Annotated in this window: 21 protein-coding genes; 10 read left to right on the forward strand and 11 right to left on the reverse strand. The window is 72.9% G+C overall.

The features are described from left to right. Positions 1-291 precede the first annotated feature (291 nt). The 3 genes from ACWCRA_RS13080 to ACWCRA_RS13090 form a co-directional block, all read right to left on the reverse strand. Complete coding sequence (locus ACWCRA_RS13080) at positions 292-2589, reverse strand: hypothetical protein (RefSeq protein ID WP_451067485.1); 2298 nt, start codon at positions 2587-2589, stop codon at positions 292-294. Between the two features lie 85 nt (positions 2590-2674). Beyond that, entirely contained in the window at positions 2675-2986 is a 312-nt protein-coding gene (locus ACWCRA_RS13085; protein WP_451067486.1) for a hypothetical protein, read from the reverse strand. A gap of 174 nt (positions 2987-3160) precedes the next feature. Continuing rightward, a complete protein-coding gene (locus ACWCRA_RS13090) occupies positions 3161-3418 on the reverse strand; it encodes a WhiB family transcriptional regulator (protein WP_451067487.1) in 258 nt (85 codons plus the stop codon). Between the two features lie 739 nt (positions 3419-4157). Between ACWCRA_RS13090 and ACWCRA_RS13095 the strand changes: the two genes are divergently transcribed. From ACWCRA_RS13095 to ACWCRA_RS13110, 4 genes are all read left to right on the forward strand, one after another. Continuing rightward, positions 4158-4976: a GntR family transcriptional regulator gene (locus ACWCRA_RS13095; RefSeq protein ID WP_451067488.1), complete on the forward strand. Its 819-nt coding sequence runs from the start codon at positions 4158-4160 to the stop codon at positions 4974-4976. Next, positions 4973-5509: a GNAT family N-acetyltransferase gene (locus ACWCRA_RS13100; protein WP_451067489.1), complete on the forward strand. Its 537-nt coding sequence runs from the start codon at positions 4973-4975 to the stop codon at positions 5507-5509. The genes ACWCRA_RS13095 and ACWCRA_RS13100 overlap by 4 nt, the downstream gene beginning before the upstream one ends. Positions 5510-5923: 414 nt before the next feature. Continuing rightward, the gene (locus ACWCRA_RS13105) at positions 5924-7075 is read left to right on the forward strand and encodes a protein-L-isoaspartate O-methyltransferase family protein (protein ID WP_451067490.1); all 1152 of its coding nucleotides are present in this window, start codon (positions 5924-5926) and stop codon (positions 7073-7075) included. 341 nt (positions 7076-7416) lie between these two features. After that, the gene (locus tag ACWCRA_RS13110; RefSeq protein WP_451067491.1) at positions 7417-8388 is read left to right on the forward strand and encodes a DnaB-like helicase C-terminal domain-containing protein; all 972 of its coding nucleotides are present in this window, start codon (positions 7417-7419) and stop codon (positions 8386-8388) included. Positions 8389-8510: 122 nt separating this feature from the next. Here ACWCRA_RS13110 and ACWCRA_RS13115 read toward each other — a convergent pair whose 3' ends face one another. Continuing rightward, entirely contained in the window at positions 8511-9374 is an 864-nt protein-coding gene (locus tag ACWCRA_RS13115) for a hypothetical protein (RefSeq protein WP_451067492.1), read from the reverse strand. A gap of 196 nt (positions 9375-9570) precedes the next feature. Here ACWCRA_RS13115 and ACWCRA_RS13120 point away from each other — a divergent pair, with 196 nt between their 5' ends. The 4 genes from ACWCRA_RS13120 (at position 9571) to ACWCRA_RS13135 (ending at position 14619) form a co-directional block, all read left to right on the forward strand. Beyond that, entirely contained in the window at positions 9571-9819 is a 249-nt protein-coding gene (locus ACWCRA_RS13120; protein WP_451067493.1) for a hypothetical protein, read from the forward strand. Next, the gene (locus ACWCRA_RS13125; protein ID WP_451067494.1) at positions 9816-10799 is read left to right on the forward strand and encodes a DNA polymerase Y family protein; all 984 of its coding nucleotides are present in this window, start codon (positions 9816-9818) and stop codon (positions 10797-10799) included. The genes ACWCRA_RS13120 and ACWCRA_RS13125 overlap by 4 nt, the downstream gene beginning before the upstream one ends. 477 nt (positions 10800-11276) lie before the next feature. Beyond that, the gene (locus ACWCRA_RS13130) at positions 11277-13487 is read left to right on the forward strand and encodes a hypothetical protein (RefSeq protein WP_451067495.1); all 2211 of its coding nucleotides are present in this window, start codon (positions 11277-11279) and stop codon (positions 13485-13487) included. Between the two features lie 751 nt (positions 13488-14238). Beyond that, a complete protein-coding gene (locus ACWCRA_RS13135; RefSeq protein WP_451067496.1) occupies positions 14239-14619 on the forward strand; it encodes a DUF6907 domain-containing protein in 381 nt (126 codons plus the stop codon). 482 nt (positions 14620-15101) lie between these two features. Here ACWCRA_RS13135 and ACWCRA_RS13140 read toward each other — a convergent pair whose 3' ends face one another. The 3 genes from ACWCRA_RS13140 to yidD form a co-directional block, all read right to left on the reverse strand. Next, on the reverse strand, positions 15102-15653 hold the full coding sequence (locus tag ACWCRA_RS13140; RefSeq protein ID WP_451067497.1) for a hypothetical protein: 552 nt from the start codon (positions 15651-15653) through the stop codon (positions 15102-15104). Between the two features lie 72 nt (positions 15654-15725). Continuing rightward, positions 15726-17096 carry a tetratricopeptide repeat protein gene (locus tag ACWCRA_RS13145; protein ID WP_451067498.1) on the reverse strand — a complete coding sequence of 457 codons (1371 nt, stop codon included), beginning with the start codon at positions 17094-17096 and terminating at the stop codon, positions 15726-15728. A 220-nt stretch (positions 17097-17316) separates the two neighbouring features. Beyond that, complete coding sequence (yidD, locus tag ACWCRA_RS13150; protein ID WP_451067499.1) at positions 17317-17760, reverse strand: membrane protein insertion efficiency factor YidD; 444 nt, start codon at positions 17758-17760, stop codon at positions 17317-17319. 343 nt (positions 17761-18103) lie between these two features. On the opposite strand from yidD, the gene ACWCRA_RS13155 reads away from it, so the two are divergent. Then, positions 18104-18823, forward strand: a complete 720-nt coding sequence (locus ACWCRA_RS13155) for a SpoIIE family protein phosphatase (RefSeq protein ID WP_451067500.1) — start codon at positions 18104-18106, stop codon at positions 18821-18823. A gap of 393 nt (positions 18824-19216) precedes the next feature. Beyond that, entirely contained in the window at positions 19217-19921 is a 705-nt protein-coding gene (locus ACWCRA_RS13160; protein ID WP_451067501.1) for an HAD family hydrolase, read from the forward strand. A gap of 103 nt (positions 19922-20024) precedes the next feature. On the opposite strand, the gene ACWCRA_RS13165 is transcribed toward ACWCRA_RS13160, so the two are convergent. The 4 genes from ACWCRA_RS13165 to ACWCRA_RS13180 are packed head-to-tail and all read right to left on the reverse strand — an operon-like array spanning position 20025 to position 22912. Beyond that, a complete protein-coding gene (locus ACWCRA_RS13165; RefSeq protein ID WP_451067502.1) occupies positions 20025-20615 on the reverse strand; it encodes a histidine phosphatase family protein in 591 nt (196 codons plus the stop codon). Beyond that, on the reverse strand, positions 20612-21589 hold the full coding sequence (locus tag ACWCRA_RS13170; protein WP_451067503.1) for a zinc-dependent alcohol dehydrogenase: 978 nt from the start codon (positions 21587-21589) through the stop codon (positions 20612-20614). The genes ACWCRA_RS13165 and ACWCRA_RS13170 overlap by 4 nt, the downstream gene beginning before the upstream one ends. A gap of 46 nt (positions 21590-21635) precedes the next feature. Then, positions 21636-22214 (reverse strand): AAA family ATPase, encoded by a 579-nt coding sequence (locus ACWCRA_RS13175; RefSeq protein ID WP_451067504.1) that lies wholly within the window; start codon positions 22212-22214, stop codon positions 21636-21638. After that, positions 22124-22912: a nucleotidyltransferase family protein gene (locus ACWCRA_RS13180; protein WP_451067505.1), complete on the reverse strand. Its 789-nt coding sequence runs from the start codon at positions 22910-22912 to the stop codon at positions 22124-22126. The genes ACWCRA_RS13175 and ACWCRA_RS13180 overlap by 91 nt, the downstream gene beginning before the upstream one ends. Positions 22913-22916 lie beyond the last annotated feature (4 nt).

Here is a 22916-nt window from a genome sequence, read left to right on the forward strand (position 1 = left end):
TGGGTCCGCGGGCTGTCCGGCGGGGCATTCGCTTGGGGTGCTCTGTGGTCGCGGGCACGAGAGACGGGGGGCGCGCCCCCGGGGCCCATCCGGGCCCGCGCCCCTCCCCCGGGGGCGGGGCGCCCTCGGGAAGAGCGCCTACAAGCCGCCTACACGCCTTTCAGCTGCGTGTTTACGCGGGGCAGGTTCCTCCGGGCAGGGGCGGGAAGGGGCTGTCCAGGGTCGCCTAGGCGGCTCTGGACAGCCGGGTCCTTCCGTCTGGGGCCGGTCGTCGTTTCCGGCCCGGGGCGGCTACTTGAGCGCGGCCGCGATCAGCCGGGCCCGGTCCGAGGAGATAGACCCGCCCGTTTCGCGGACCGCGTGGGCGATGTTCCGCTTGCTCAGGTTCGTCCGGCGGGCCCTGAGCCGGTCCACCGCCGTCTGCTCGGTCGCGGTGAGGACCAGCCGGTCCTCGGGCGGTCCGGTCCGGTCCGGAACGGGGGCCGGGTGGACCGGACCACCGTGGTGGACCGGCCGGTCCGGACCGGGCTGCGATCCCGGGGTCCGGTCCGGCAGGCCGGGAACCGTGCGGACCGGCGCCGGTCCACGCGGACCGCCGGGTCCGGGGAAGCGGTCCGGTCCGGACCGTGCGGGAGGAACGGTGCGGTCCGGGAGACCGGTCCGCTCGCCGGGAGCCCCGTGCGGAGGCCCGGTCCGGACCGCTGCCGGACCGGGCCGGGCCGCGAGGTCCTCTTCCGCCGTGCGGTCCGGTGCCGGACCGCTGCCGGACCGCAGGAGCGGACCGGACTTCACCGGACCGGACCCGGGGCCCTTCGGGTCCGGTCCGCGGACCGGTCGTGCGGACCGGGTGCGCTCCGGTCCGGTCCGGTTCGCGGTCCGGACAACGGGCACGGCCGCCGGACCGTGGTCCGCGGACCGGACCCGGGGAACGACCACGCGGTGGAGGGCCAGGCCGGACCGCAGGGCGGACCGGTCCGCCCGCTGCGCGGTCCGGGCGGTGGACCGGACCCACAGCTGGGCGCCGGCGGCGGCCCATGCCGTGTCGAGGGTGGTGAGGCTGCTGTCGGTGATCATCAACGACCAGGCGGTCCAGGACTGGACCGGGTAGCGGAACCAGCGGACCATGCCCACCCGCGGGCGCGGCCTGGGCAGCATCCCCTGCTCGCGCAGGTACTGACGGTGCAGCAGCAGAGCGTACAGCTCCCACAAGATCATTCCGACGACGCTCATGGTGGCGAACGCAACCGCCGCCTGCGTGGGCCGGCCGCCGGGCGCGCAGTGGTGGGCGTAGTTCATCGCCGCCGCGCCGCTCGCGAACACCCAGGTCATAACCCGGTACAGCCAGCCGGAGTCGCCGTTGCGGCGGGCCTGGTGGTACATCCAGCCCGTGAACGCGGTGCTCAGCTCCCAGGCAGCGGCGAAGCCCAGCGCGAAGACGGTCCACCAGCCGAACGCGTCACGGGCGTAGGTGGTCTGGGACCACCAGGCGACGGCCATCGGGGCGAGGATCGGGCCGGCGACCAGGATCCGGCGGGCCTGATGCCGCGTGGCCGTCCGGCTCCATGCCCCCGCCCGGGCGAGCCTGCTGCCCAAAGTGGGGCGGGTCGCCCGGCGCTCCAGCTTCCGGAGGCGGGACGCCTCGCGCATCCGGGCCGCCTCCTCGCGGCGCTGACGGCGGTCGTCGTGGCGGAGCCGGCGGCGGGCGAGCCGCCGTTCGGTTCCCGACAGCGCCCTGCGCCAGCGGTCGTCGGCGGAGAGACGTTTCTGCTCGGCCTCCGCGGCGCTCTCGGCCGCCGCCTGCTCGCGTTCCGCGGCCCGTTCCAGAACCTGCTGAGCGGTGTGTTCGGCGGCCGTGGTCGTGCGCAGGGCCTCCTCGTCCGCCCGGGCGCGGGTCTGTCGCGCTTCCTCCAGGGCCTCTTCGGCACGGCGCCGGGCGGCGGCGGTGATGCGCTCGGCGTCCGCCTCCGCCTTCCCGGTCACGGTCTGGCCGTCCTCGCGGGCCCGGTCCAGGAGCTGGAGGGCTTCCGTGTCGGCGCGCTGCCGCAGCCGCTGGGCGGATTCCGTCGCCGCCGCCAGCTCGCGCTCCGCGTCGTCGAGAGCGTCCTGGGCCAGGGCACGGATGCGGTCGGCGTCGGACGCGGCCTCGCGCCGCAGCCGCTGGGCGCCGGCCGAGGCCTGAGCGAGCTCGCGTTCGGCATCAGCGGTCTGCTGTTCCGCGCATCCGCGGGCCCGGGCGATCAGATCGTCCGCCTGCTCACGGGCGGCGTTGAGCAGTTCGTCGGCTTCACGGCGCGCGGTGTTCGCCGTCTGAGCGGCGCCGGCCCGCGCGGCGGCCAGGCGCTGTTCGGCGTCTGCGGCGGCCTGGTCCAAGAGCTCACCGACGGCTCGCGTGGCGTCGCCGGTCATCTGGTCGGCGGCGAGCCGCGCGGCGCGGGTGCGCGCCGCGGCGGCCAGGCGGGCGTGCAGCAGCCCCCGGGCGCAGCGGTCGTCCGCGGTGCCGGAACTGCTGGCGGGAGGCGGCGTGATCATCTCGATCGGCTCCGGGACGGAGGCGGGGCGGCGCCGCATCTTGTTCTTGCGACGTGACACGCCGCGGCTCCTCTCGTACAGGGTGCGGGCCGGACCCGTTGGAGGGTCCGGCCCGCGCCGGTGGCCGGAGTGTCCGGCCGGTCGTTCAGGGCATCGGAAGTACGGTCTGCTCCGCGCCGGGCGGCGCGCCAGAGTCGTGGCCGAGGAGCCGGGCGACGGCAGTGGGCTCGGCGACGGCGCGGCACCGGCGGCGTGGACGGGGCTGGGCGAGCAGGGCCGTCACCTCCTCCGGCGTGAGCGCGATGCGGGTGCCGGCTTCGTCGAGGCGGTAGAGGGTCAGACGGCCTGCGGTGATTCTCCCGGCGGTCAGCAGCCGGACGGAGCGGGACGGCGGGGTGCCGGTCCCGGCGGCCTCGGCCAGTCGTGCGAGTGCGGGGCCGGGCATGGTGGTGTGCACGCGATCAACTCCTGACATGGGCGAGTTGGCGGGTGGGCGGCTGCGCCGTGCTTCCGGTGGGCGTACGTGGCTGGCGATGTCCAGCCTCGGCCGGCGGGCCGCTCGACGGTCACGGCGGTGACGCTGCCGAGACCGGCACCCTGCGGGGTCAGCGGGTCCGGCGCACCGGCTGGTTCAGGTGCTTGCGGCGCGGGCCCGCTTGCGAGCCTCGCGGCGCTTCATCGCACGGCGCTCTTCCTCTCCGAGCCCGCCCCACACGCCGTGGTCCTGGCCGGACTCGAAGGCCCAGTCCCGGCAGCGGTCCCGGACGGGGCAACGGTTGCAGACGGCCTTCGCCTCCTCGACCTGCAGCACTGCGGGGCCGGTGGTCCCGATCGGGAAGAACAGGTCGGGTTCCTCCTCGCGGCAAACGGCGTGATGACGCCAGTCCATGTGTCCTCCAAAGGGGATGTGATGGTGTCGGGCAGGCCGGACCGAGACGACGACGGGCGCCGTCGTCGGGGACGGGCGGACCGGGGCCGGGCTCGGCGTGTCACGAGCGGCCGCGACCGTCGGCGCTCCAGAGGAAGAACGGGGGCGCCGACGATCGCGGTGACTGGTAACGGGTGCGCGTTTCCAGCGCGCTTGACCTCAGTCGACGCGGACCGCTCTCGCCCGGGGAGGTCAGTCCTGGGTGGTCGTGGCGGTGGAAGGTCTGCCGCGTCGTTCTCTGAAGCCGGCTGCGCGATACGTCGTGGGCGGAGCCCGTTCTCGGCCGGCTGGTCTCCACACGCTCGGCCGGAGTGGACACGGCCGTCATGACGCGGTGGATCACTCTGTGCAGTTGGCGTGGAACGGTTGCTCCGTCGCTCTCCCCTGCGAGGCGGAGATGCTCCGGGAGCAGCCCCGGCGAGCAGCAGGCGAACTGATGATCGAGAAACTGCCGAAGCAGCAGGCGGCTTACCGGGGCAGTACGGGGTGAATCACTCACCCCCGATCAACCTGACATGTCAGGTTGATCGATCATGACCGTAGAGTGCGGCGCGCGGCGCGTCAAGAGACCTGACATGTCAGGTTCTACAAAGGATGCAGAACCATCTAAGGCTAAGTGGGACATATAGCCGTTTAGCCCCTGGCAACACACCGCCGACCCGAGGTCTCAACCTGACGTGTCAGGTTGTAGGGTGCGCCCATGACGACCAGGAGTCCGAAGGACGCGGACAGCAGGTGGACGGTGGAATCCACCGCCGGTGATCTGCGCACCCGGATCCTCGCCGGCGACTTCCGGCGCCCCGGCGACCCGCAGGGCAAACTGCCGCCGGCCGGCACCCTCGGCACCCAGTACGGACTCAGCCGGCAGGCCATGAACCAGGTCATCGCCCGGCTGCGCAGCGAAGGCCTCGTCGAGACCCGCCCAGGGACTCGCGGCGCGCTGGTCCGCGACTGGGCGCCTCTCGCCTTCGCCCCCCAACAGGAGTTCGCGGCACAGACCGGCCCGGACGCCGACGTGCTCACCCGGCTGGTGGAAGCGGCCACCCGCAAAGGCGTCTCCCGCATAGACGACGTCACCGTCGAGCCGGCCGACGACCGCGTCCGCCACAGACTGGGCCTGCGCCCCGGCGAGCACGTCGCCGTACGCCGGCGCACCAGCATCGTCGACGGAGTACCGGCCCACACCGACGACTCCTACGTATCCCTGCGGCTCGTCGACGGCACCGACTGGCTACTGCCGGGCAACGTGCCGCGCGGTACGAACCGGGTGCTCGCCGAACTCGGGCACGAACTCGTCCGGGCGGTCGACGAGATGCGCCCCCGCAACACCACCGACACGGAGAACACGCGCCTCGGGCTGGGAGCCGGCGGATCCGTCCAGGCCATCGAGCTCACCAGCACCGGCTTCGACGCCAGCGGCTCACCGGTACAGGTCACCGTGCTGACACTGCCGGGGCCGCGGAACACGGTGGTGTACGAGCGGCACCGCGCGCCGGCCGGGACCGAGGCCTGCGAGTGAAGGTCACCCGGGCCACACTCGCCAACGCGGAACGGCTGCGGCGGTTCCGCAGCGACGCCGCGGCATGGCTGGCCGCCCGCGGCAGCGACCAGTGGTCGACCCCCTACCCCGACGACCTCCTCCGGCGGAGCATCACCGCCGGGGAGGTCTACCTCTTCCACCACGACACGACACGGGACGCCATCGCAACCGTCACCCTGGACACCCGCGCCGAGCCCGCCCTGTGGCGACCCGAGGAAGCCCTGCAGCCAGCCCTCTACATACACAAATTGACCGTGGCGGGCCCGGGACTCCACACCGGTCTCGGCAGCCGGATCCTCGATTGGTGCGGCGACCGCGCGGCACGCGACGGCGCACACTGGCTGCGCCTCGACGCCTGGACGACCAACACCGCGCTGCACGCCTACTACCGGGCCCAGGGCTTCACCCACGTGCGCACCGTGCACGACGACGCGGCGTTCGGCTCCGGGTGGGTGGCCCAGAGGGCCGCTTCCCTGAACAACGCACCCCTCTTCGACGACACCGGCATCTGACCGGCCCCATCCACCCTGGCCCCGGGCTCACATGCCATACCGGCCCCTGCGGTCCCGGGCCCACCCTCCGGACACCGCGCTGCTCGGCGTCTCGCCCGTACCCGCTCTTCCGAGGACGCCGCTCGTGGCGTTCCCCGGCACTGACGGGCCGATCCGGCCATCCCGGTACCGAGGCCCCCGCCGGGCTGCGATAGTGACAGCAGGCCGCGAGACGGGCACCATGTGTAACTCCGGCCGGGTCAACTCCCGTGCCTGGCTACCGAGAAGAGGCATTCGCATGGCTGGTGGGAATGGGTCGGGGCCGAGCCCGCAGGACCCGGAGGAGATCCCTCAGACGCCCGGTCAGGAACCCTCGCCGAACGGGCACAAGCCCGACGAAGACCCGGGCCCCCTCCCTTCCGCGGAGTAGCAGCAGTGCCGTATGGCGATCTCGTCGCGGACTTCGTGGAGTCCGGTGCCCTGCCCGCGCGCTGGCGCACCGCCTTCACGGATCTTCCTCGCTCCGTGTTCCTGCCGGACCTTCTGTGGACCCGCGACCCCGGACCCGCTTGGGAGAGGGTGGAGCGGTCGACGGACCCTGCCCGCTGGCAGCGGCTTGCCGATGGCCCGGACTACGTCGTCACACAGATCGACGACGGCCGCGAAGGCGGCCCGGGCCACATGACGTCCTCGTCCTCCGCGCCCCGGGCGGTCGCGGAGATGCTGGCCGCGCTCGACCTAGAGCCCGGGATGCGGGTGTGCGAGGCCGGTACCGGCACCGGGTGGACCGCAGCGCTCATGGAACACCTGGCCGGGCCCGGGTCGGTGACCACCATCGAGATCGACCCGCACCTCGCACGGCAGGCGAAGATCCACCTCCACGCCGCAGGCCGCCACCCCCACGTCCGCACCGGCGACGCCCGCGAGGGATACGCCGCACGGGCCCCGTACGACCGGTTCATCTCCACCGTCGCCGTCCGCCGCATCCCACCCGCGTGGATCGCCCAGACCCCCGGCGGGGTCATCGTCACGCCCTTCCACACCCCGCTCGCCGGATACGGGCTGCTCAGACTCACCGTCGCCGAGGACGGGCGCAGCGCGCAGGGGGCGTTCGTGGGGCGGGTGGCGTTCATGTGGATGCGCGCCGAGCGGCCGCCGTTGTGGCCCGCGACCGCGGAGACACCTCGGGTGCGGGCCTCGGTCATCGACCCCGTGGTGGTGGCCCGGGACGTCGCGGCCCAGTACGCGATCGGGATGCGGTTGCCGGATGTATGCCAGCGGTGGACGTACGACGGCGGTGAGCGGCACGAGACCCTGCGGGTCCGGGTATGGGACGGTTCCGGGTCCCGCGCGGTGGCGTTCTGCAACGGCCCCCGCAGCGTCTTCGAAGCAGGGCCGCGGGCGCTGTGGCAGGAGATCGAGGACGCCCATACCTGGTGGACCAACACAGGCCGGCCCGCGTGCGAGGACTTCCGGATGTCCGTCGGCCCCGACGGCGGTCACCGGGTCTGGACCGTGGGGGACCCGGACGATGCCTGGCCCCTGGCCGGCCCGGCGGAGCACCTGCCCGCTCCGGTGTCCGCCTGAGGCACGGAACCGGGCCCGGCGCTCGCCGTGCCGTACGCGGGCGTCGTCATACTCGTCCCGGCGCGAGGCTCCGCGACGAGCGGGGCCCCGGGCCGGATCGGCACAGCGGGACGGCGAGCCCGGCGTGGGCTTCGCCAGGCAGGTGTCTCCGATAGGATCCTGCGCGATGGCCGCTGCTGGTGTCGGCCCGTGCGAGCCCTTCACGGTCCCGTGGCCTACGAGGGCGTTGAGCCCCAGGTGCCTGCGCATCAACGTCGGCGGAACCCCCTTCTTCCGTGTGCCCTTTGGGCGACCGACGGCGGTTCGGACCACGGGCCGTGCCGCAGGAACGGAAGCTCTCCGTGGTCCGAAACCACGCCCGCAAGGCTGACGCCCGACGCCGCACCCGTGCCGGTGAGGGCAGCCACCGGCGCGCCGTCAAGCAGCAGGAATCCCGCCCTCGCGTCCGGACCGGTCTCACCGCCCTCGACGCTCTCCTCGGCGGCGGGCTGCGTCCCGGACGGCTCACGGTGATCGCCGCGCGGACGGCGATGGGGAAGTCAATGCTCGCGCTGTCCCTGGCCGCCGACTGCGCCATCCGTCAGGACCGCCCGGCCCTGGTCGCGTCCCTGGAGATGTCGAATGCCGAGCTCCTGTACCGGCTGATCTCCGCGGAGACCGGCCTGCTCACCGAGAAGGTCCGCAGGCGCGAGCTGGACGACGCCGAGAAGGAGCGGATTCACGCGTTCTCCTCCCACAGCCGCCCGCTCTTCCTCGGCGGCGACAGCAGCACACCCACCGTCGCCGACATCGAACGCTCCTGCGAACCCGCACTCCAGCGGCACGGCCGCCTGGACCTCCTCGTCGTCGACTACCTCGGCCTGGTGGAGCAGGACGTACGGACCCCGACCGCCGGACGGGAGGCGGAGATGGCCCGCATCGTCGCCGGGCTCCATGAACTCGCCGGGCGCCTGGAGGCGGCCGTCGTCGTCGTGGAGCAGCTCACGCGCGCCCCGCTCCATCGCGACGACCCCCGGCCCCGGCTCACGGACATGTGGCACGAGCAGGCGCTCCTCGCGCACGCCGAGACCGTGATCATGCTGCACCGGCCCGCCTACTACGACCCACGCCACCAGACCGGACGGTACGACCGCTCGCCCGACCCCGACCAGTACCCCGCGCATCTGTTCCCGCGGTACGGGCTTCCCGAGCCGGCCGTCCAGGACGCCGAACTGCACGTCCCCCTCAGCCGGCACGGCCGCACAGGAACCGTGCGGGTGAGCGTGGAACTCGCCCGGGCCCGTTTCCGCGACCTCCCCGCCGGCACTGCCTGATCCCGCGGCCGGAAGACGCTCTGCGGCGGTCCGGGCGAGGACCGGAGCCTCACCGCCCGCCGCCCTGTCCGGGGCACCGGACCAACGCACAGAGATGGAGAGGGCCGGAAGGACGGTGCAGTTCATCCGGCAGGATGACCGCGGCGACCGGCCGAACGCGCGGCGCGGCGGGCACGGTCCGCCTCCGCACCGGCTTCCCGCTCCGCGGTGACCGCCCCTTCGGCGGCAGCCCGGGCCGTGCGCTGTTCATGCCGGGCCAGGCGGAGCTCCTCCTCCAGGTCCCTCACCCGGACGGAGGCCGCCGTCTCGGCGGCCTCCGCCCGGGTGCGTTCGGCCCGCGCGAGCTCCAGTGCCTCCTCCCGGCGCCCGGCCTCCGCCTGCGCCTGCGCCTCGGCCGACGCGTGCCGCGCCGCGTCCTCCTGGCGCTCCTTCGCCGCGCGGGCCGTTCCCGGCTCGTCCGGTTCCGGGGCGGAGAACTGGTTCCGCCGCCGTCCGGCCGACGCGGGGTCGATGCCGCCGAAGCCGTCGGCGGTCTCTGGGACGGTGACCAGCCGTCCTGCGGCCCACCGGGCTGCCGTCTCCGGGTCGGCGAGCACGACGTGGAGCGTCTTCTCCACGTCGTGCCGGACCGTTTCCGCGATCGGTACTCCGGCATCGCGGGCGAGGTCGGCGGCCCGGCGGGCCAGGGCCGCGACGACCTGGTGACGGTCGTGCCCCAGCTCCCGCAGTGCCGCTCCGTCCAGTCCTCGCTGCGCCTCGCGCAGGTCTACTCCCAGCGTCAGGAACCGCTCGGTCGCATCAAGATCGTCGCGGGCGAGAAGGTTCGCCGACCAGGCCGCGAGCACCGGTTTCCGCAAGCCGGCGATCCGCCGCGCCGCCTCCCGGTCGCCCTCCCGGCGGGCGCGGGCGGCGTACACGGCCCGCTCGGCGATGAATTCGTCCGGGCGCAGCGCGTACAGCGCGCCGGCCGCCTCCTCCACATCCACACCTCCACTGTCCGCTCCGTGCGCACGGTCGGCACCCCGGTCTCAGAGGGCACCGCGGACCGCTCCCCGACCGGGCGGGGTGTCCTGTGGCGGTGAGGCGCGGCATCAGCAACCGGGCCGCCCGGCCGGCACGGCGCCGATGCCCCGACCGGGCCCTTGTTCGTGCATATATTCGAACACGTGTTTCACTGACGTCATGCCCGCTCCGCTTCCCCGTGACCTCGTCCAGCTCCAGACGGCCTGGGACCGCACGTACGCCGCGCTCGCCGCGCCCGGGCCGACAGGCCGGTCGGCTCTGCGGCGCCGGCTGCTGCTCCTGTCCGTACGCCTTCACTGGCACCCTCACTGGAGCTCCCTGTCAACCGGTGCCGCCGCCTCTCAGCGACTGCGGCTCCGCGCTCTGGCCCAGCAGCACCCCACCGGAACAGATGGCGAGCAACCGTGACTGATCGCGTCCGGTGTGTTCTGCGGGTCCACTTCCACGGCCTTCGGACGGCGGATCCTGAGCTGTACGCGCAGTTGCTCGGGGTTCTGCACGGGATCTCTCCCCGTGTCGAGGCCCTGCCTCCGACCGACGCGGACGCCGATGTCTCCGGCGCCCTGGCCTACTTCGGGCAGGACGCGTACGGGCTCGCTCATCTGGTTCGGATGCGTACGCTCGCGTTGCATGGCGTGGACACGTCGATCGGTTCCGCGGACTGCAGGGCGGTCGCGGCGATGGCGTGCGCCGCCGCACCGCCCGGCCGGATCGTCCACCTGGCCCCCGGGGCGGTGGACGGTTTACTGCGTCCCCGCCCGGTCGGCTTCCTGTACGGGGCGGGCCCGGCGACCGTACGCACCCTGTCGCAGTACGGGCTGCACACGATCGGCGCCGTTGCAGACACCCCGGTCGGCACCCTTCAGCGGATCCTCGGCCGGGTGCAGGGTCGTCTGGTTCACGAGCGCTCGCACGGGATCGACCACCGTCCGGTGACCCCGGCCGCTCCGCCTCTCTCCGCCACCGAGCGCCACGACTTCCCCCGTGACGAGCTCGACCCCTCCCGTCACCGGCGTGCGGTGCGCGGACTCGTCGAGCAGGTGGCCTGGCGGCTGCGCACCGAACAGCAGGCCACCGGGCGGATCGAGCTCACCGTCCGGTACGCCGACGGCAGTTCCACAGCGCGCGGCCGGACCCTGGAAGAGCCGACGGCGCACGCCCCGCTGCTGGCCCACACCGCGTACGGAATCTACGAATCCCTGAGCCTGCAGAGGGCCAGAGTGAGAGGCATCGCGCTGCGGGCCGAAGCCATCCGGCCAACGGCGGCCACGGCGGCGCAGCTGACGTTCGACCGGACCGTCGAGAACGGCCGCCGTCTGGAGGAAGTGGCCGACCGGGCGCGCTCCCGCTGGGGGCCCGGAATCATCAAGCCCGCCCGGATGGGGTGATCAGCAGGACCGCAGGTCCGCCGGTCTTCCCGGCACGAGCCGGGCCGGGAAGACACGGCGACCGTTGTCGGAGGCGTGCGCCTACTACACCCCGGGACCCGCAGTCCCTTTGCACGCCGGCAGGCCGCCTCCCGGACCGCTTTCAGACAGGCAGAGCGGGAGGCGGCGGCCAGGCCGCGCCGCCGGAGCGGCGCAGCCGCATGAAGCGCGGTCCAGGGCGACAGCCTCCGGTGACACCGCCAGCCCTTCGTGCCGGAGCGCCCTCCGACTAAGAACCGCAGTGAGTCCGCCGCACCGCTCCGCGCGGACATCGGTATCGTGTCCCGCGGCAGACACTGCTGCCCCTGCCTGCATGGCGCGGCCCGGACCCGCGCGTGCGCCTGGCGGAAAGACGCGAATCGCGACGTCAGTCGATCTGGTCTTCATTGCGTCTGTCGGCGCGCCGGTCCGGGGAGTCGCGCTGCGGAATGGATTGCCATGGCGACCGATCGTGACGTTGCCCGTCTGCGCCAGAAGTACACGGGTGAGCCTCGTGCGAGTGCGGTGGAGTGGTACCGGAGCCACGGTCTGCACCAGGGTTTGGTGCCGGATGCCGCGGACTGGGCGCAGGAATACCTGGAGGCCGGCATTCTCCGGGCGCTGATCCGCCCGCGGCTTGGGCCGGAGACCGCGGCCTCCCCGGGCACGCTGTTCGGGGTCGCCGCCGTGTCGCCGGGCGTGAGCGGGCTGACCCTGTGGTGCAAGAGCGACGATCTGCCGCTCCTGCTCGGACGGCTGTTGCCAGCGCAGACCGGCGGGTTGCTGTCGGGGGTGCCGTGGCTGCGGCCGTGGGTACGCGTGGACGAGGATCTCGCGCTCGGGCTGATCGGCCGGTCGACGCGGATCACGGTCCGTGTCCGGCACAGCGAAGGAGAAGGCCGAACCGCCCGTGCGCGGGCGGAGCGAGCCGGGCAAGAGGATCTTGATGCGGCGGCGGTCTGGGCCGCCGCCGCGGGCGGTCGGCCGTTGTGGCACGACCCCGTCCCCCACGAGCTGGAGGGACCCTCCTTCGAGCAGTCGATGCGCGACCTCGCTGACGGTGAGTCCGCGCTGTGGAGCCGGGCCCTTCGACGGTCGGGCCTGTTCCTGGAGCAGCTGCCCGACTGGAGTACGCGCCCTCCCGCGGCCGAGGAGCTGGAGGGGCCCGGACCGGACCGCATCCGGCCCCGGGCGGCGGGAGCCGCGCGCACCTCGGGCGGCGGTGTGGTGTCGGTGGCATCGGTTTCAGGGCGTGGTGGTGAGGGCTGCACGACGACGGCTCTGGTTCTGGCGGCGGCGCTGGCCCGGTCGGGCAACCAGGTCCTGGTCCTGGGCACCGGCGATCGCGCCAGTGTGATGGAGATGTTCGGCGGCGCGGCGAAGCCGGGCTTCGCCGACCGGGGAACGATGGACGTCGGCGCTCTCCCCCCGGATCCGCAAGAGGCGAGGGAGATGATCGCCCGTGCCCGGCAGGGGGACTACGACGTCGTCGTCCTCGACCCGGGATTTCAGCAGCACCAGCTGGTCGGTGAAGGCGACCTGATCCTCGCGGTCATTCCCGAACAGGTCATGGGCCGCCGGTCGCTGTGGACGGAGACCCGGATCACGGACCGGCGCCCGGAGCATGTGCGGATGTGGCAGTGGCTGGAAAACCGGTTCGCGGCGCACCCGAGTCCGCCGAGGGAACCTGCCGAACGGCTGCTGACCTTCCTCGACTCCATGTTCGACGTGTACGTGTCCGCGCGGACCGAGGACGGGGACACGTCGGTGTACGACGTGTCCGACCCGGAGGCGGCTGCGGAATGGTGGGGCGACTTCGATCTCGTCCTCGGCTCCCCTTTGTACGACGACTGGGACGACGGAGAAGAGGGCGACGGTGAGAAGGCGGACACCGTGCCCGCCGCGCCGGACAGCGGAGGAATCGACTCGTGGCGCTCGGACTTCATCCGCTCCCTTGAATCCCACGGCGTGGAAGAGGACGACGGTGAGAAGGCGGTCACCGTGCCCGCCGGGCCGGACAGCGGAGAAATCGACTCGTGGCGCTCGGACTTCATCCGCTTCCTCGATCCCCACGGTGTGAAGGAGCATCCGGAGCACTGGGCACGCGCGGCCGCCGGCTGGGCCGAACGCCATCGTCAGCGGCAGCTGGCAGGACTCGCCCCGGGCGAGAGGAGCGAGGCCGAATGGCTCCAGGAGCTCCAGGAGTACCTCAGCGCCATCGAGCCGCAGGCCGTGGAGACGTGGGGCAGGCCCGTGTGGGAGGAACACAAGGCGCAGTGGGCGGCGGCGTTCGCCCGCGACGAAGATCTGCTGGAACCTTTCAGGGACCTCGTCGAGAGGGTGGAGATCCCCCGCCCCGGGGCCGACATCGCGAGGGACCTGACCCTCGACATGCGCGGCCTGCCGCCGGCCTCGATGCCGGTACTCGGGGTGCTGGTCCGCGCCCGCCGTGACATTGACGCCGGCACCCTCAGCGACACCGCCTCAGCCATCACCGGGCACGGCCTGACCGGACTCGAAGTGCTGCCCCATCTGACGGAGTGGGCCGGCCTGTGGCACGACCCGGCCCTCCTGTCGGCGCCCTCGCCCCGGGCGTCGGCCGCTGCCTTCGCCCTGGCGCGGACCGTGACCGGGCAACTCGCCCGGTCACGGGACGGAGGCAGCGCCTGAGCCAGCCTCTCGGTGGGACTCGCAAGAGGAGATGGCCCGGCTGACGGGACCGTCACGCACTGGACCGGGCCGTCGTTGCGAGAGCGTCACCCTGATGAACTCCACGCCCGGCCTCCAGTCGGGGAGCGTGCGCCTTGGCTGGGTGTACGCAGTGACCGATCGGCATAACGGGCCCGGGGGATCACGGAAGTGTCCGGGATCCGGTCCAGCAACGCGGTACACGTGTGCCCGCGCACACCTGCCCGGCCGCAGGTCCCGGGGCGCGGGCCGAGCAGTACCGCAGACGGCCCGAGAGCGGCCCTGCGGCGAGGACGGCCGCGCGGGCGTCAGTTACCGGCTGTCCCCGGCGCTGCCGGAGAAGCGGGGCCTGTGCCGTCGTCGCCGGGACTCGGGAGGGACAGTTCCCCCGACTCTGCGGTCCAGGCCCGCTGGAGCCACAGCCATCCGCCGTCTTCCCTGTCCAGCATGATTCGGACCCCGGTGAGCTGGCCGTGCGAGCCCACCCAGGCAAGGTAGGCGGCTTCCGCTGTCCCAGGGTCCCGCCAGCTGCCCGTGACCGTGCGCCCGGCGGAACCGAAGCGGACCGTGACGTGGAACCAGGGAGTGCGTCCCGCGTACGGAGAGTCCGGGGGCGCGGACCGGACCGGGGGCCCGTCCGCTGGGTCTGCGCTCATCGGCGGCCTCCTCACCGGCGTCTTCCCGGAACTCACCACCCAGAAGATCACATAAGGCACATGAAATAATTCAGGCCATGAACCCGAATGAATGGAAGAAAACGGTAACAGGGGCTGCTTGCCCCGACTGGTGCGCCTCCGTCCACGACGAGGAGGACCCTGCGGACCAGTCGGTCTCTCACACCTCCGAGTCGGTCACCGTGGCGCTGCCCCCGCTCGTCAACGGCGAACACCTGCGGCTGACCCTGGCCACCATGGCCGACGAGGACTACTGCTCCCACGACAGGGAGCGCCCCGCGGCCCGGGTGGATCTGGCCCTGGAGGACCGGGAGGGCCTGGCCGCACCGGACTACGTCCCGGTCACCGACGCCGGGCAGCTCGACGAGCTCGTCGCCGGCCTGCGCCAGGCCGCCGACACTCTGGAGCAGTGGCGCCACCGTCTCCCCGCCGCCGTGTAGCCGGTTCTCTGCCGGCCGGACCGGCGGACCGGCGGGCGCCGCTCACCTCGCCGGGATCGCCTTCCTCGCAGTTCTCCTCCCGTCCGAGCGGCTCCAGCACGCTGGCACGGGTTCGGCGGACGGCGTTCGCGGGGCACGGGAGCCGTGCCTCTCGCACTGGTCAGATCAGGCGCGCGCCCGCTGAGGGCCGGGAATCATCCGACCCGCTCAGCTCGGCTGGATCTCCTGGATTCACCCGTCGGGCCGGCCGCCCTTCGAGCGGCACTGTGCAGGGGTGCCGGGCGGCGGCGCCAGTACGGTGACCGGGGTGCAGGGAGTGCCGTGATGGGCGTGGGCTGCGCCCCGGGTTCCTTCCGGGTGCGGCGGCTGCCGCAGCGTGTAAGCGGGACGGTTCCCGACCCGCCCTTGAGCCAGGGCCAGGTTCACCGACCGGCGGCGAACGCTGTCTCCGCGCGACCGGACACCGGTGAGCGCGTGGCACGTCAGAGCCGGGGGAATGTCTCGCTGCCTCGTCTTATCCTGACGGCGCCGGTGGCCAGTGCATGGCGGGGCAGCCCTGTGCGGAAGATCAACTTGTTGACGCCGGCGAGCGGGTTGGACGGGTCTTGTGTGAAGACAGCCTTCGTCGCGCGGGAGTGCTGCTGCTCGCGGCGGAAGCGCTCGCTGACGGGGATGCCGAAGTACCCTGTGGCCATTCCGTCCGGCAGGGCGGGGTCGGCGACCTCGCCTTCCCCAGTCAGGCACCAGGCGTGCTCGAAGACGGGGAAGGGGTCCACCTCGGAGGGGACGATCGCGTACCCCTCCGCGTAGGTCCAGCCGGTCCGGTCCGACCATTCGCTCGCTGCGGCGAAGCAGCGACCCCCCGCCTTCGGATGCGCCTCCGCCGCAGGCCAGGGTGCCGGGCTGAAGAAGGAGCCGTGCTCGGCGACCAGGTCGGCAAAACTGCGATATGCCCAGCTCTCATCGCCCACCCGCCGCTGACGGGATCTGTCGAGCCACTGAGCGAACTGCCCCCGCGGGTCCTCAACGGGCATGCTGCGCATCCGTTCCTCCTGGGCCGGGCCTGGGGCGATCGTATCGGCCAGCGGGGGAGGGGCGTGGTGGCGCTACCCGAAGAGGTCGGGTGGCTCGGTGTCGTGCTGGGCGCGGGAGGCGAGCCTCTCGCGCTGGGCCGTGACGGTGGGCAGGGCGGCGATGGCGGCGGCGGGCCTGCCCTGCCGGATGAGGAGTTCCGCCAGTGCCCGGGGCGCCGCGGTCTCGCTGGTCGTACGGAGCAGGGCGATGGCCTCGTCAGGTCGGCCGGCGTCTTCCAGGAGCCGGGCGATCGCCGTGTCGCGGTCGCGGTGGGATTCCGCGGGCAGGGCCCTGGCCAGGGCAAGGGCCTCTTCGTGGCGGCCGGCTTCCGACAGCAGGGACAGTCTCATGGACTGGACCGAGTACGCGTGCTCCGCGAGGTATCCGGGGGTGCGCTCGTCGAGGAGTTCCAGGGCCCGTTCGGGCCGTCCGTCCTCGGTCAGGAGGCTTACGGCCCAGGGGAGGTGGTTGCCGCAGTCGTAGTACTCGAAGGTGGGCGCTCCGGCCTCAACAGCTTCGTCGATCCGGCCCTGGCGGGCCAGCAGCGCCATGAGCGTGCTGCGGTGGTTGGGGTGGTCGGTGGCATCGATGATTTCACGCAGGGCCGCTTCGGCCTCCGCTTCTCGGCCCCGTTCTTCCAGTGCCGTGGTGTACGGCTCCAGGGCGGCGGGCGCGTGCGGGCCGGTGGCCAGCTCGCGCAGTTCCGTCATCCGGTCGTGGCGCGCGAGCAGGTGCGCGTAGAACTCGACGGTGTTCTGGCTGGAGCACCGGCCCGTGGCCACGTCCGCGGCGAGCATGTCGATCGCCTCGCCGGCGCGGCGCGCGCGCTCCAGAACGTGGGCCTGGAGTTCCAGGGCCTCCTCCCCCGGATGGCTCCATGAGCCGTCCGCCCTGGCCCGCCGGACTGTGTGTGCCAGGGGGGCGAGGAGCTCCAGGACGCACTCGTCCCGGTCCTGGTCCTCGGTCATCTCCACCACCGTGGCCTGGAGCCATCCGTCCCCGAGATGCGGGGCGAGGAGGTCGATCGCGTCGACCACCCGTCCGGACCGGGCCAGTATCAGGGCGTAGTCCCTCCACTGCCGCCCCTGCGTCACCGGTTCGTCCGGGCGGACCAGGGCCAGGGCCTCCTGAACCTGATTCATGCGGAGCCGGACCTCGGCGGCCTCGGCCAGCGCGGGTCTCCAGCCGGTCGCGGCGAACGGCTCGATCACCGACCAGGCCCGGTCGTGATCACCAGCCGCGCGCAGCTCCCGGACGGCCGCGACCGCGCAGAACCACTCGCCCCGCTCGCTCGCCGCTTGGATCACGAGATCCAGATGCCCGAGCCGGACGAGATCGTCCGCCATCCTCGGCGGAATCCCCCCGTACGTCGCTTCCTGCCACCGAAGATCATCTACGTTCATACCCGGAGCATAGAAACAAGCACCGACAACCCCGCCCCTGGAACGGCAAGGCCCCTGATCACTTTTCACCCCCTGCGCCCGCCTGCGTCAGGGCGAGGAGTGCGCTACGGCGATTCTGGAGCCGCGCCAGCCGCTTCGTGCCGGGCCGGTCCACCAGCCGGAGGGGTGTGCCCGCGCGGCCGTCCCACAGTCGGCCGCGGGGCCCGGCCCGAGCGCATGGTCAGCGGCGGAGCGGAGGTACCGGATCATGGCGGCCGTGGCGCCGGACGGCGGCGGGCCGGCAGCGCAGCAGACGTGTCAGGATCAGCCGGCCGCCGCGGAGGGCGCCGTGTCGGTGGAGCGCTTTCACTGCGTAGGTGGAGCAGCTGGGGGTGTAGGGGCAGCACGGGGGTCGGTTCGGGCTGATGGTGACGCGGTAGTGCCGTACGGACCGGTACATCGCGGCGGCGATCCGTCCGCCGGGAGGAGGCGCGGCGGGGTCGGTGCCGTGGCCGGAGGTCAGGGCCAGGTGCCCGAGGAGGGCGAAGAGCGCGTGTATCTGGCCGGAGATGCCGCCGCCGCAGCAGCATGGGTGGCTCAGCGTGTCGAGGGTGGTGGCGCAGCAGCCCTCTTCCTCCTCGCCGTCCGCGTTCTTCTTACGGTCGCGCCTTCCTCTGGGCACCATGGTGTCCGTTCCTCCCGCGTCGCGTGGGAATGATCATACGGAGGGCCCGTCAGTGCGACCCGGGCAAGGGGGGATCAGTGCCTGTCGCCGGGTGGCAGCGGACCGCATGTGATGGTCGACCCAACGGAGCTGTCCGGCCTGGAACTTCCGGGGGATCGCGGTCGATGGCTCGCGGGGTGTACGGAGGCGGAGGCAGCAGCGCAAGCACGGAAGGCGTGGCCCCGTGGCGGACACCGCCCCGGACAAGAGTTCACCAGCGCCTGTAGCAGTCTCGCCGATGTGCGTGCGGCACATCGCCTCCCACGTCATGGTGTGCGCGCACGGCCGCGCCTACCGTGCGGGCATGACGACACAGGTGAACGGGGCAGCGGTCTTCGGCGCTGCGGGCCGGCGCGGGGAGAAGAAGCACTACTGCGACGCCTACTCGGTGTTCCGCAGCGCGACCGGGTCGGTGGGCGCGGTCGTGGTCGACGGGGTGGGCGACTCGGAGGAGATCGCCCGGGACATGGACCGTCTCGCCTGGGCGATGTCCCGGACGACCGCCCAACGCGGTTCGTCGGCCGGGATCATGGCCGGCCATCATCTGCTCGTGGACCGGGGCGCCGACGGCAAGGGGCCGAGCGCCGTGGCAGTCGCCGCGGATCTCCGGCCGGGACGGCCCACCGGGGTTTCATGGGCCGGCGACTGCGCCGCCTTCGGCGCGAACGGAAAGGGCGGCCTGACCCGGTACACCGACGAGCAGACCGTCGGTGAGCAGCTGGCCCGCAACGGCGGTGTGCCCTTTGAGGTGTCCGAGTCCCACCGGAACTGGGTAGCCCTCGGCCTGCCCGAAGCGAGCGTGTGGACGGTCTACCGGGTAGAGATTCCCCCGGAGGACACCGTGATCCTTCTCAGCGACGGTATCGTCGATCAGCTTTCGCCCGGGGAGATGGACGCGCTGGTGCGGGTCAACGCCGAACGGCCGCCGCGGGTCATGGCGCAGGCCCTGGTCGATGCGGCACGGCCATCCGGACGGCGGCGCCGGGATGATGCGACCGCCGTCGTCCTGCGGCCCCTGATCTAGGACGGAGCCATGGCAACCCTGGGTGTTGGGGGCTGTGGAACGCACGGTCCTCATTCGGAGAGATGCCGGGCTCGGGCGTATCCCTCCGGTCTGCCGCCCGGAGACCGCTCAACTGGCCGCAGGTTCTTGCCGCATGGGGCCCGGAACGGCTCGTGGGGTGTGCCGGGTTCCGTGCCACCGTTCAACTCGGGTGCGCTCTGGCAGTGCTGTCGCATCGCTGCTGTGCTCGTGTCGGGAAGGACCTGAGGGCGCGCGTCTTGGCCGTCTGCGTCAGTCGGCGGGACGGTCTCCTCACCTCGTGATCACAACGATGCGGAGGGTGGTGGCTTGGTGAGCGGTGGGCGGAGGTACGGGACCGCCGGGTCAACTGACGGGCGGGGAGGTTGGAGTGCGGTGGTGTTCGATCTGTTCGGCACGTTGGTGGACGCGCCGTCGGGGCCGGAGCGTGCCCGGCTCGCTTCCGGGCTGGAGTGCGCGCTCGGTGTGGCGCGGGAGCGGACGCGGGAGGCCCTGTCCGCGTCGTGGCGGGCGCGGCACGAGGGGGCCCTGGCGACCGTGCCCGACATCGCGCGGGACTTGGCCGGCCGGTGCGGGGCTCGGGGACCGGATCTGGACCAGGCCGTCGCGGTCCTGCGGGAGCACGCCCAGAGCCGACTGGAGGCGGCGGACAGCGTGCTGGGGGTCCTGGGCGGTCTGAGGCGGCAGGGGGTGCCGGTGGCGGTGCTCTCGGACGCGGCGGCGGAGACGGCGGAGGCGTGGCCGCTGTGCGCGCTGTCCGGACTGGTCGACGCGGTGTTCTTCAGCTGCCGTGAGGGCGCGGTCAAGCCGTCGCCGGTGCTGTATATGAGGGTGCTGGCGGCTCTGGGGGTTCCGGCGGACCGGGTGCTGTATGTCGGGGACGGTGGCGGGGACGAACTGGCGGGTGCGCGGCGGGCGGGGATGACGGCGGTGGGCGTGCCGTGCCGGGGCGGGGTGTCGGCGGTGGCGTACGGGGTGCGTGCGTGGTCCGGTGCGTGTGTGGGTGGGGTGGAGGAGGTGCCCGGGCTGGTCTTCGGTGGTGTGCTGCCGCCGGTTCGGGTGCGGCGTCCGGGCGCGTAGGAACGAGCGGGGAGGGCGGGACGCCGTACACCAGGCGTCCCGCCCTCCCCGCTCTGCCGTTCCCTGCGGGGGCGCACGCGGGCCGCGTGCGTTGTCTCCTAGTTCAGAGGTGCTGGTGGAGGCGGTGCAGGGCGGTGCGGGGGTGTTCGAGGACGGCGAGCGGAGGTGGGATGGGCTCGTCGAAGGGGTCGTGGCGGCGGTGGTGGAGGGCGGCTTCGACCAGGCGCCAGCAGGTGCTGTGCCCGACGACGGCGAGGGTGGTGTCCGGGGGGAGGGTGTGGTGGAGGTCGAGGAGGCGGGTGAAGACGCGGAGTTCGACGTCGCGAAGTGACTCGCCGCCGTCGGGCCGGACGTCGTAGGCGGTGTCGGTGGCGGGCCAGTGCGGGTCGTGGGCGAGGTCGGTGAACGGAGTGAGGGTGTAGCGGCCGAAGTGCCGCTCGCGCAGCTGCTCGTCCGGTACGGGGCGGATGCGGTGGGGCAGGCCGATGAGGTGGGCGGTGCGCAGGGCGCGGGGCTGGTCGCTGCTGTGGAGGGCGGTCGTGGGGCCGAGGGCGAGGGTCCGGCCGAGGTGTTCGGCCTGCTGGAGGGCTTCGGAGAGGAGGGGGGAGTCGGTTCGGCCCATGAGGATGCCGTGGGCGTTGGCGGTGGTGCGGCCGTGGCGGATCATCAGGAAGCGTCCCGGCGCGGCGGTCATGACGGGCTCCCGGCCGGGGTCCAGCCGCCGGCGGTGCTGATGATCACTTTGAGGCGGTCGGGGGCGGGCTCGGCGTAGGCGCGGTACGCGGTGGTGGCGTCGGTGACGGGAAAGGTGTGGGTGATCAGCAGCTTCAGGGTGTCGAGGTGGGTGGTGAGGTAGTCCTCGGCGGGGGCGAACACCTGCTGCCAGGGCGGAGTGATGCTGGCCTTCAGGGTCAGGTTGGCGCGCAGGAGCTGGTCGTAGGGGAGGGCGTATTCGGCGTCGTCGGGGACTCCGAGGGCGAGGACGGTGCCGCTGTGCCGGGTGGACGCGATGGCGTCGCGGAGCGTGCGCTGCTGGTGGCCGACGGCTTCGACGCAGATGTCGGCCGGCTCGTGGGCGCGGGTACGGGTGGTGAGGGCGGCGGCGGTGTCCTGGATGTGGCGGGTGATGCCGAAGGCGCGGGTGATGCCCTCGCTTCGGGGGGTGGGGTCGACGCCGGTGACGCGGGCGCCGCGGCGGCTGAGGATGTGGGCGCAGATCAGGCCGATCGGGCCGAGGCCGATGACGGTGACGCGGGCGCCGGTGACGTCGCCGAGTTTCGCCGTCGCGTACAGCATGGTGGCGATGGGCTGGATGAGGGTGGCCTGGGCGTCGGTGAGACGGTCGGCGGTGATCGGGTGGGTCGTGTCGCGGTGGGCCCGGTAGACCTCGGCGAGGCCGCATTCGTCGTCGGGCATGGCGAGGACCCGCTGGCCGGGGTGCAGGCCGGTGTCGGGGGCGGCTTCGGCGATGGTGCCGACGCATTCGTGGACGGGGAAGCCGGGCCGGCCGGAGCGCGGGTCGGCGGTGCTGCGGAACTTCGGCAGGTCGCTGCCGCAGAGCGCGGCGGCGGCCAGGCGGACGGTCACCTCGCCGGGCCGGGGCCGGGGCGCGGGGGTGTCGGGGACGGGCTCGAACGTCTGGGGCGCGCGAAGACGGAGGGCGTGCACGGCCGGGTTCCTTTCGTCGTGGGCCCGTGCCCCCGGGGCCGGCGGTTCAGGCGGTGCCGGGGTGGAGGAGGGCCGTGATCTGGGCGGCGAGGGCCTGGATGTCGATGGTCTGGAAGTCGGTGGTGTCGACGGTGAGGACCGGTCCGGGCAGGTCCAGGGGCTCGTAGCGGCCGGCCAGGAGCTCGGCGTGGAATTCGGCGGCGTTCTGGTCGTCGCAATGCCCGGGGTGCCGCTCGGCGGAGGCGGAGCGGGCGGTGAACCGCTCCAGCAGGACGGGGCCGTCGGCGACGCACTGGACCTGCACCACGGCGCAGCCGGTCTGGTCGATGAGGCGGCGGAAGTCCGCGGTCGCGTGGGTGCGGCGGAAGTTGGACTCGGCCATGCAGTGGACGCCGGCGGTCAGCGCGGCTTCGAGGAGGGTGAACAGCACGGTCGCGGAGGCGGCCCCGAACTGCTTGGAGCGTTGCCGGTCGGACCAGCCCAAGGTGTCGAAAAGCGCCTCTTTGATCGTGTCGCGGCTGTAGAGGGGGAGGGTCAGCAGCTTGGCGAGCTTGGTGGCGAGGGTGGTCTTCCCGGTGCCGGGGGGTCCGGAGACGATGACGACGACGGGCTGGCGGGTGGGCACAGGAGGGCCTTCCGGGACGGGGTGAGCGTGAGGTCGGCCGGCGTCTGCACGTGGAGCCAGTCGCCGGTGAACTCCGCGAAACCTACCGCCCGGTGGGGTGTGAGCGCGGCCAGAGCGCGGGTGTGGCTGATCGGTTCGGGGCCGGTGCGCATGAGGGCGAGGACCTGGGGGGTGATCAGGTAGGAGTCGACGACTTCGAAGGCGCCGTCGTCGCGGTAGGGGGTGCGGTGCCAGGAGGCGACCGTGTCACCCGAGGGGGTGAGGGTGTGGTGGGACTCGGTCCTCCACTGCCGGCTGCCGACGGCGATGGGCCGCCGGTCGCGGGTCCACTGCGCGAGCAGGAGGGGCAGCAGCCGGGTGTAGGGGATCAGGACGTTCCCGGCGATGATCAGCACGGGCGGGGGCAGGCGGTCGGCGAGATGCAGCACCCCGGCCGCGCCGGGCTCGCTCTCCGGCACGGCCCGGATCCGCGGGTCGATGCGCTGCTGCCAGCCGGGAACCGCGTTCTCGACGTCCACGGCGCGATGGCCGGTGAGCAGCCGGATCGGGGCCGGGGCGGGAAGCGCGGGACATGCCTGGGTCAGGACGTGTTCGAGGAGCGGCGTGCCGGCAACGGGGTGCATGGTCTTCTGCCGGGTTCGGCCGGTGGGGCCCAGGCGGCTGCCCAGCCCGCCGCACAGGACGATCAGCGCGGTCACCGGT

This window comes from Streptomyces sp. NPDC001889, assembly GCF_053594535.1.

Excerpts from the sequence above, each read along its gene's own strand:
- yidD (WP_451067499.1), bottom strand. The coding sequence starts at position 17,760 with ATGGTGCCCAGAGGAAGGCGCGACCGTAAGAAGAACGCGGACGGCGAG.
- ACWCRA_RS13145 (WP_451067498.1), bottom strand. The coding sequence starts at position 17,096 with ATGAACGTAGATGATCTTCGGTGGCAGGAAGCGACGTACGGGGGGATT.
- ACWCRA_RS13095 (WP_451067488.1), top strand. The coding sequence starts at position 4,158 with ATGACGACCAGGAGTCCGAAGGACGCGGACAGCAGGTGGACGGTGGAA.
- ACWCRA_RS13135 (WP_451067496.1), top strand. The coding sequence starts at position 14,239 with ATGAACCCGAATGAATGGAAGAAAACGGTAACAGGGGCTGCTTGCCCC.
- ACWCRA_RS13165 (WP_451067502.1), bottom strand. The coding sequence starts at position 20,615 with ATGACCGCCGCGCCGGGACGCTTCCTGATGATCCGCCACGGCCGCACC.
- ACWCRA_RS13155 (WP_451067500.1), top strand. The coding sequence starts at position 18,104 with ATGACGACACAGGTGAACGGGGCAGCGGTCTTCGGCGCTGCGGGCCGG.
- ACWCRA_RS13140 (WP_451067497.1), bottom strand. The coding sequence starts at position 15,653 with ATGCCCGTTGAGGACCCGCGGGGGCAGTTCGCTCAGTGGCTCGACAGA.
- ACWCRA_RS13130 (WP_451067495.1), top strand. The coding sequence starts at position 11,277 with ATGGCGACCGATCGTGACGTTGCCCGTCTGCGCCAGAAGTACACGGGT.
- ACWCRA_RS13090 (WP_451067487.1), bottom strand. The coding sequence starts at position 3,418 with ATGGACTGGCGTCATCACGCCGTTTGCCGCGAGGAGGAACCCGACCTG.
- ACWCRA_RS13120 (WP_451067493.1), top strand. The coding sequence starts at position 9,571 with ATGCCCGCTCCGCTTCCCCGTGACCTCGTCCAGCTCCAGACGGCCTGG.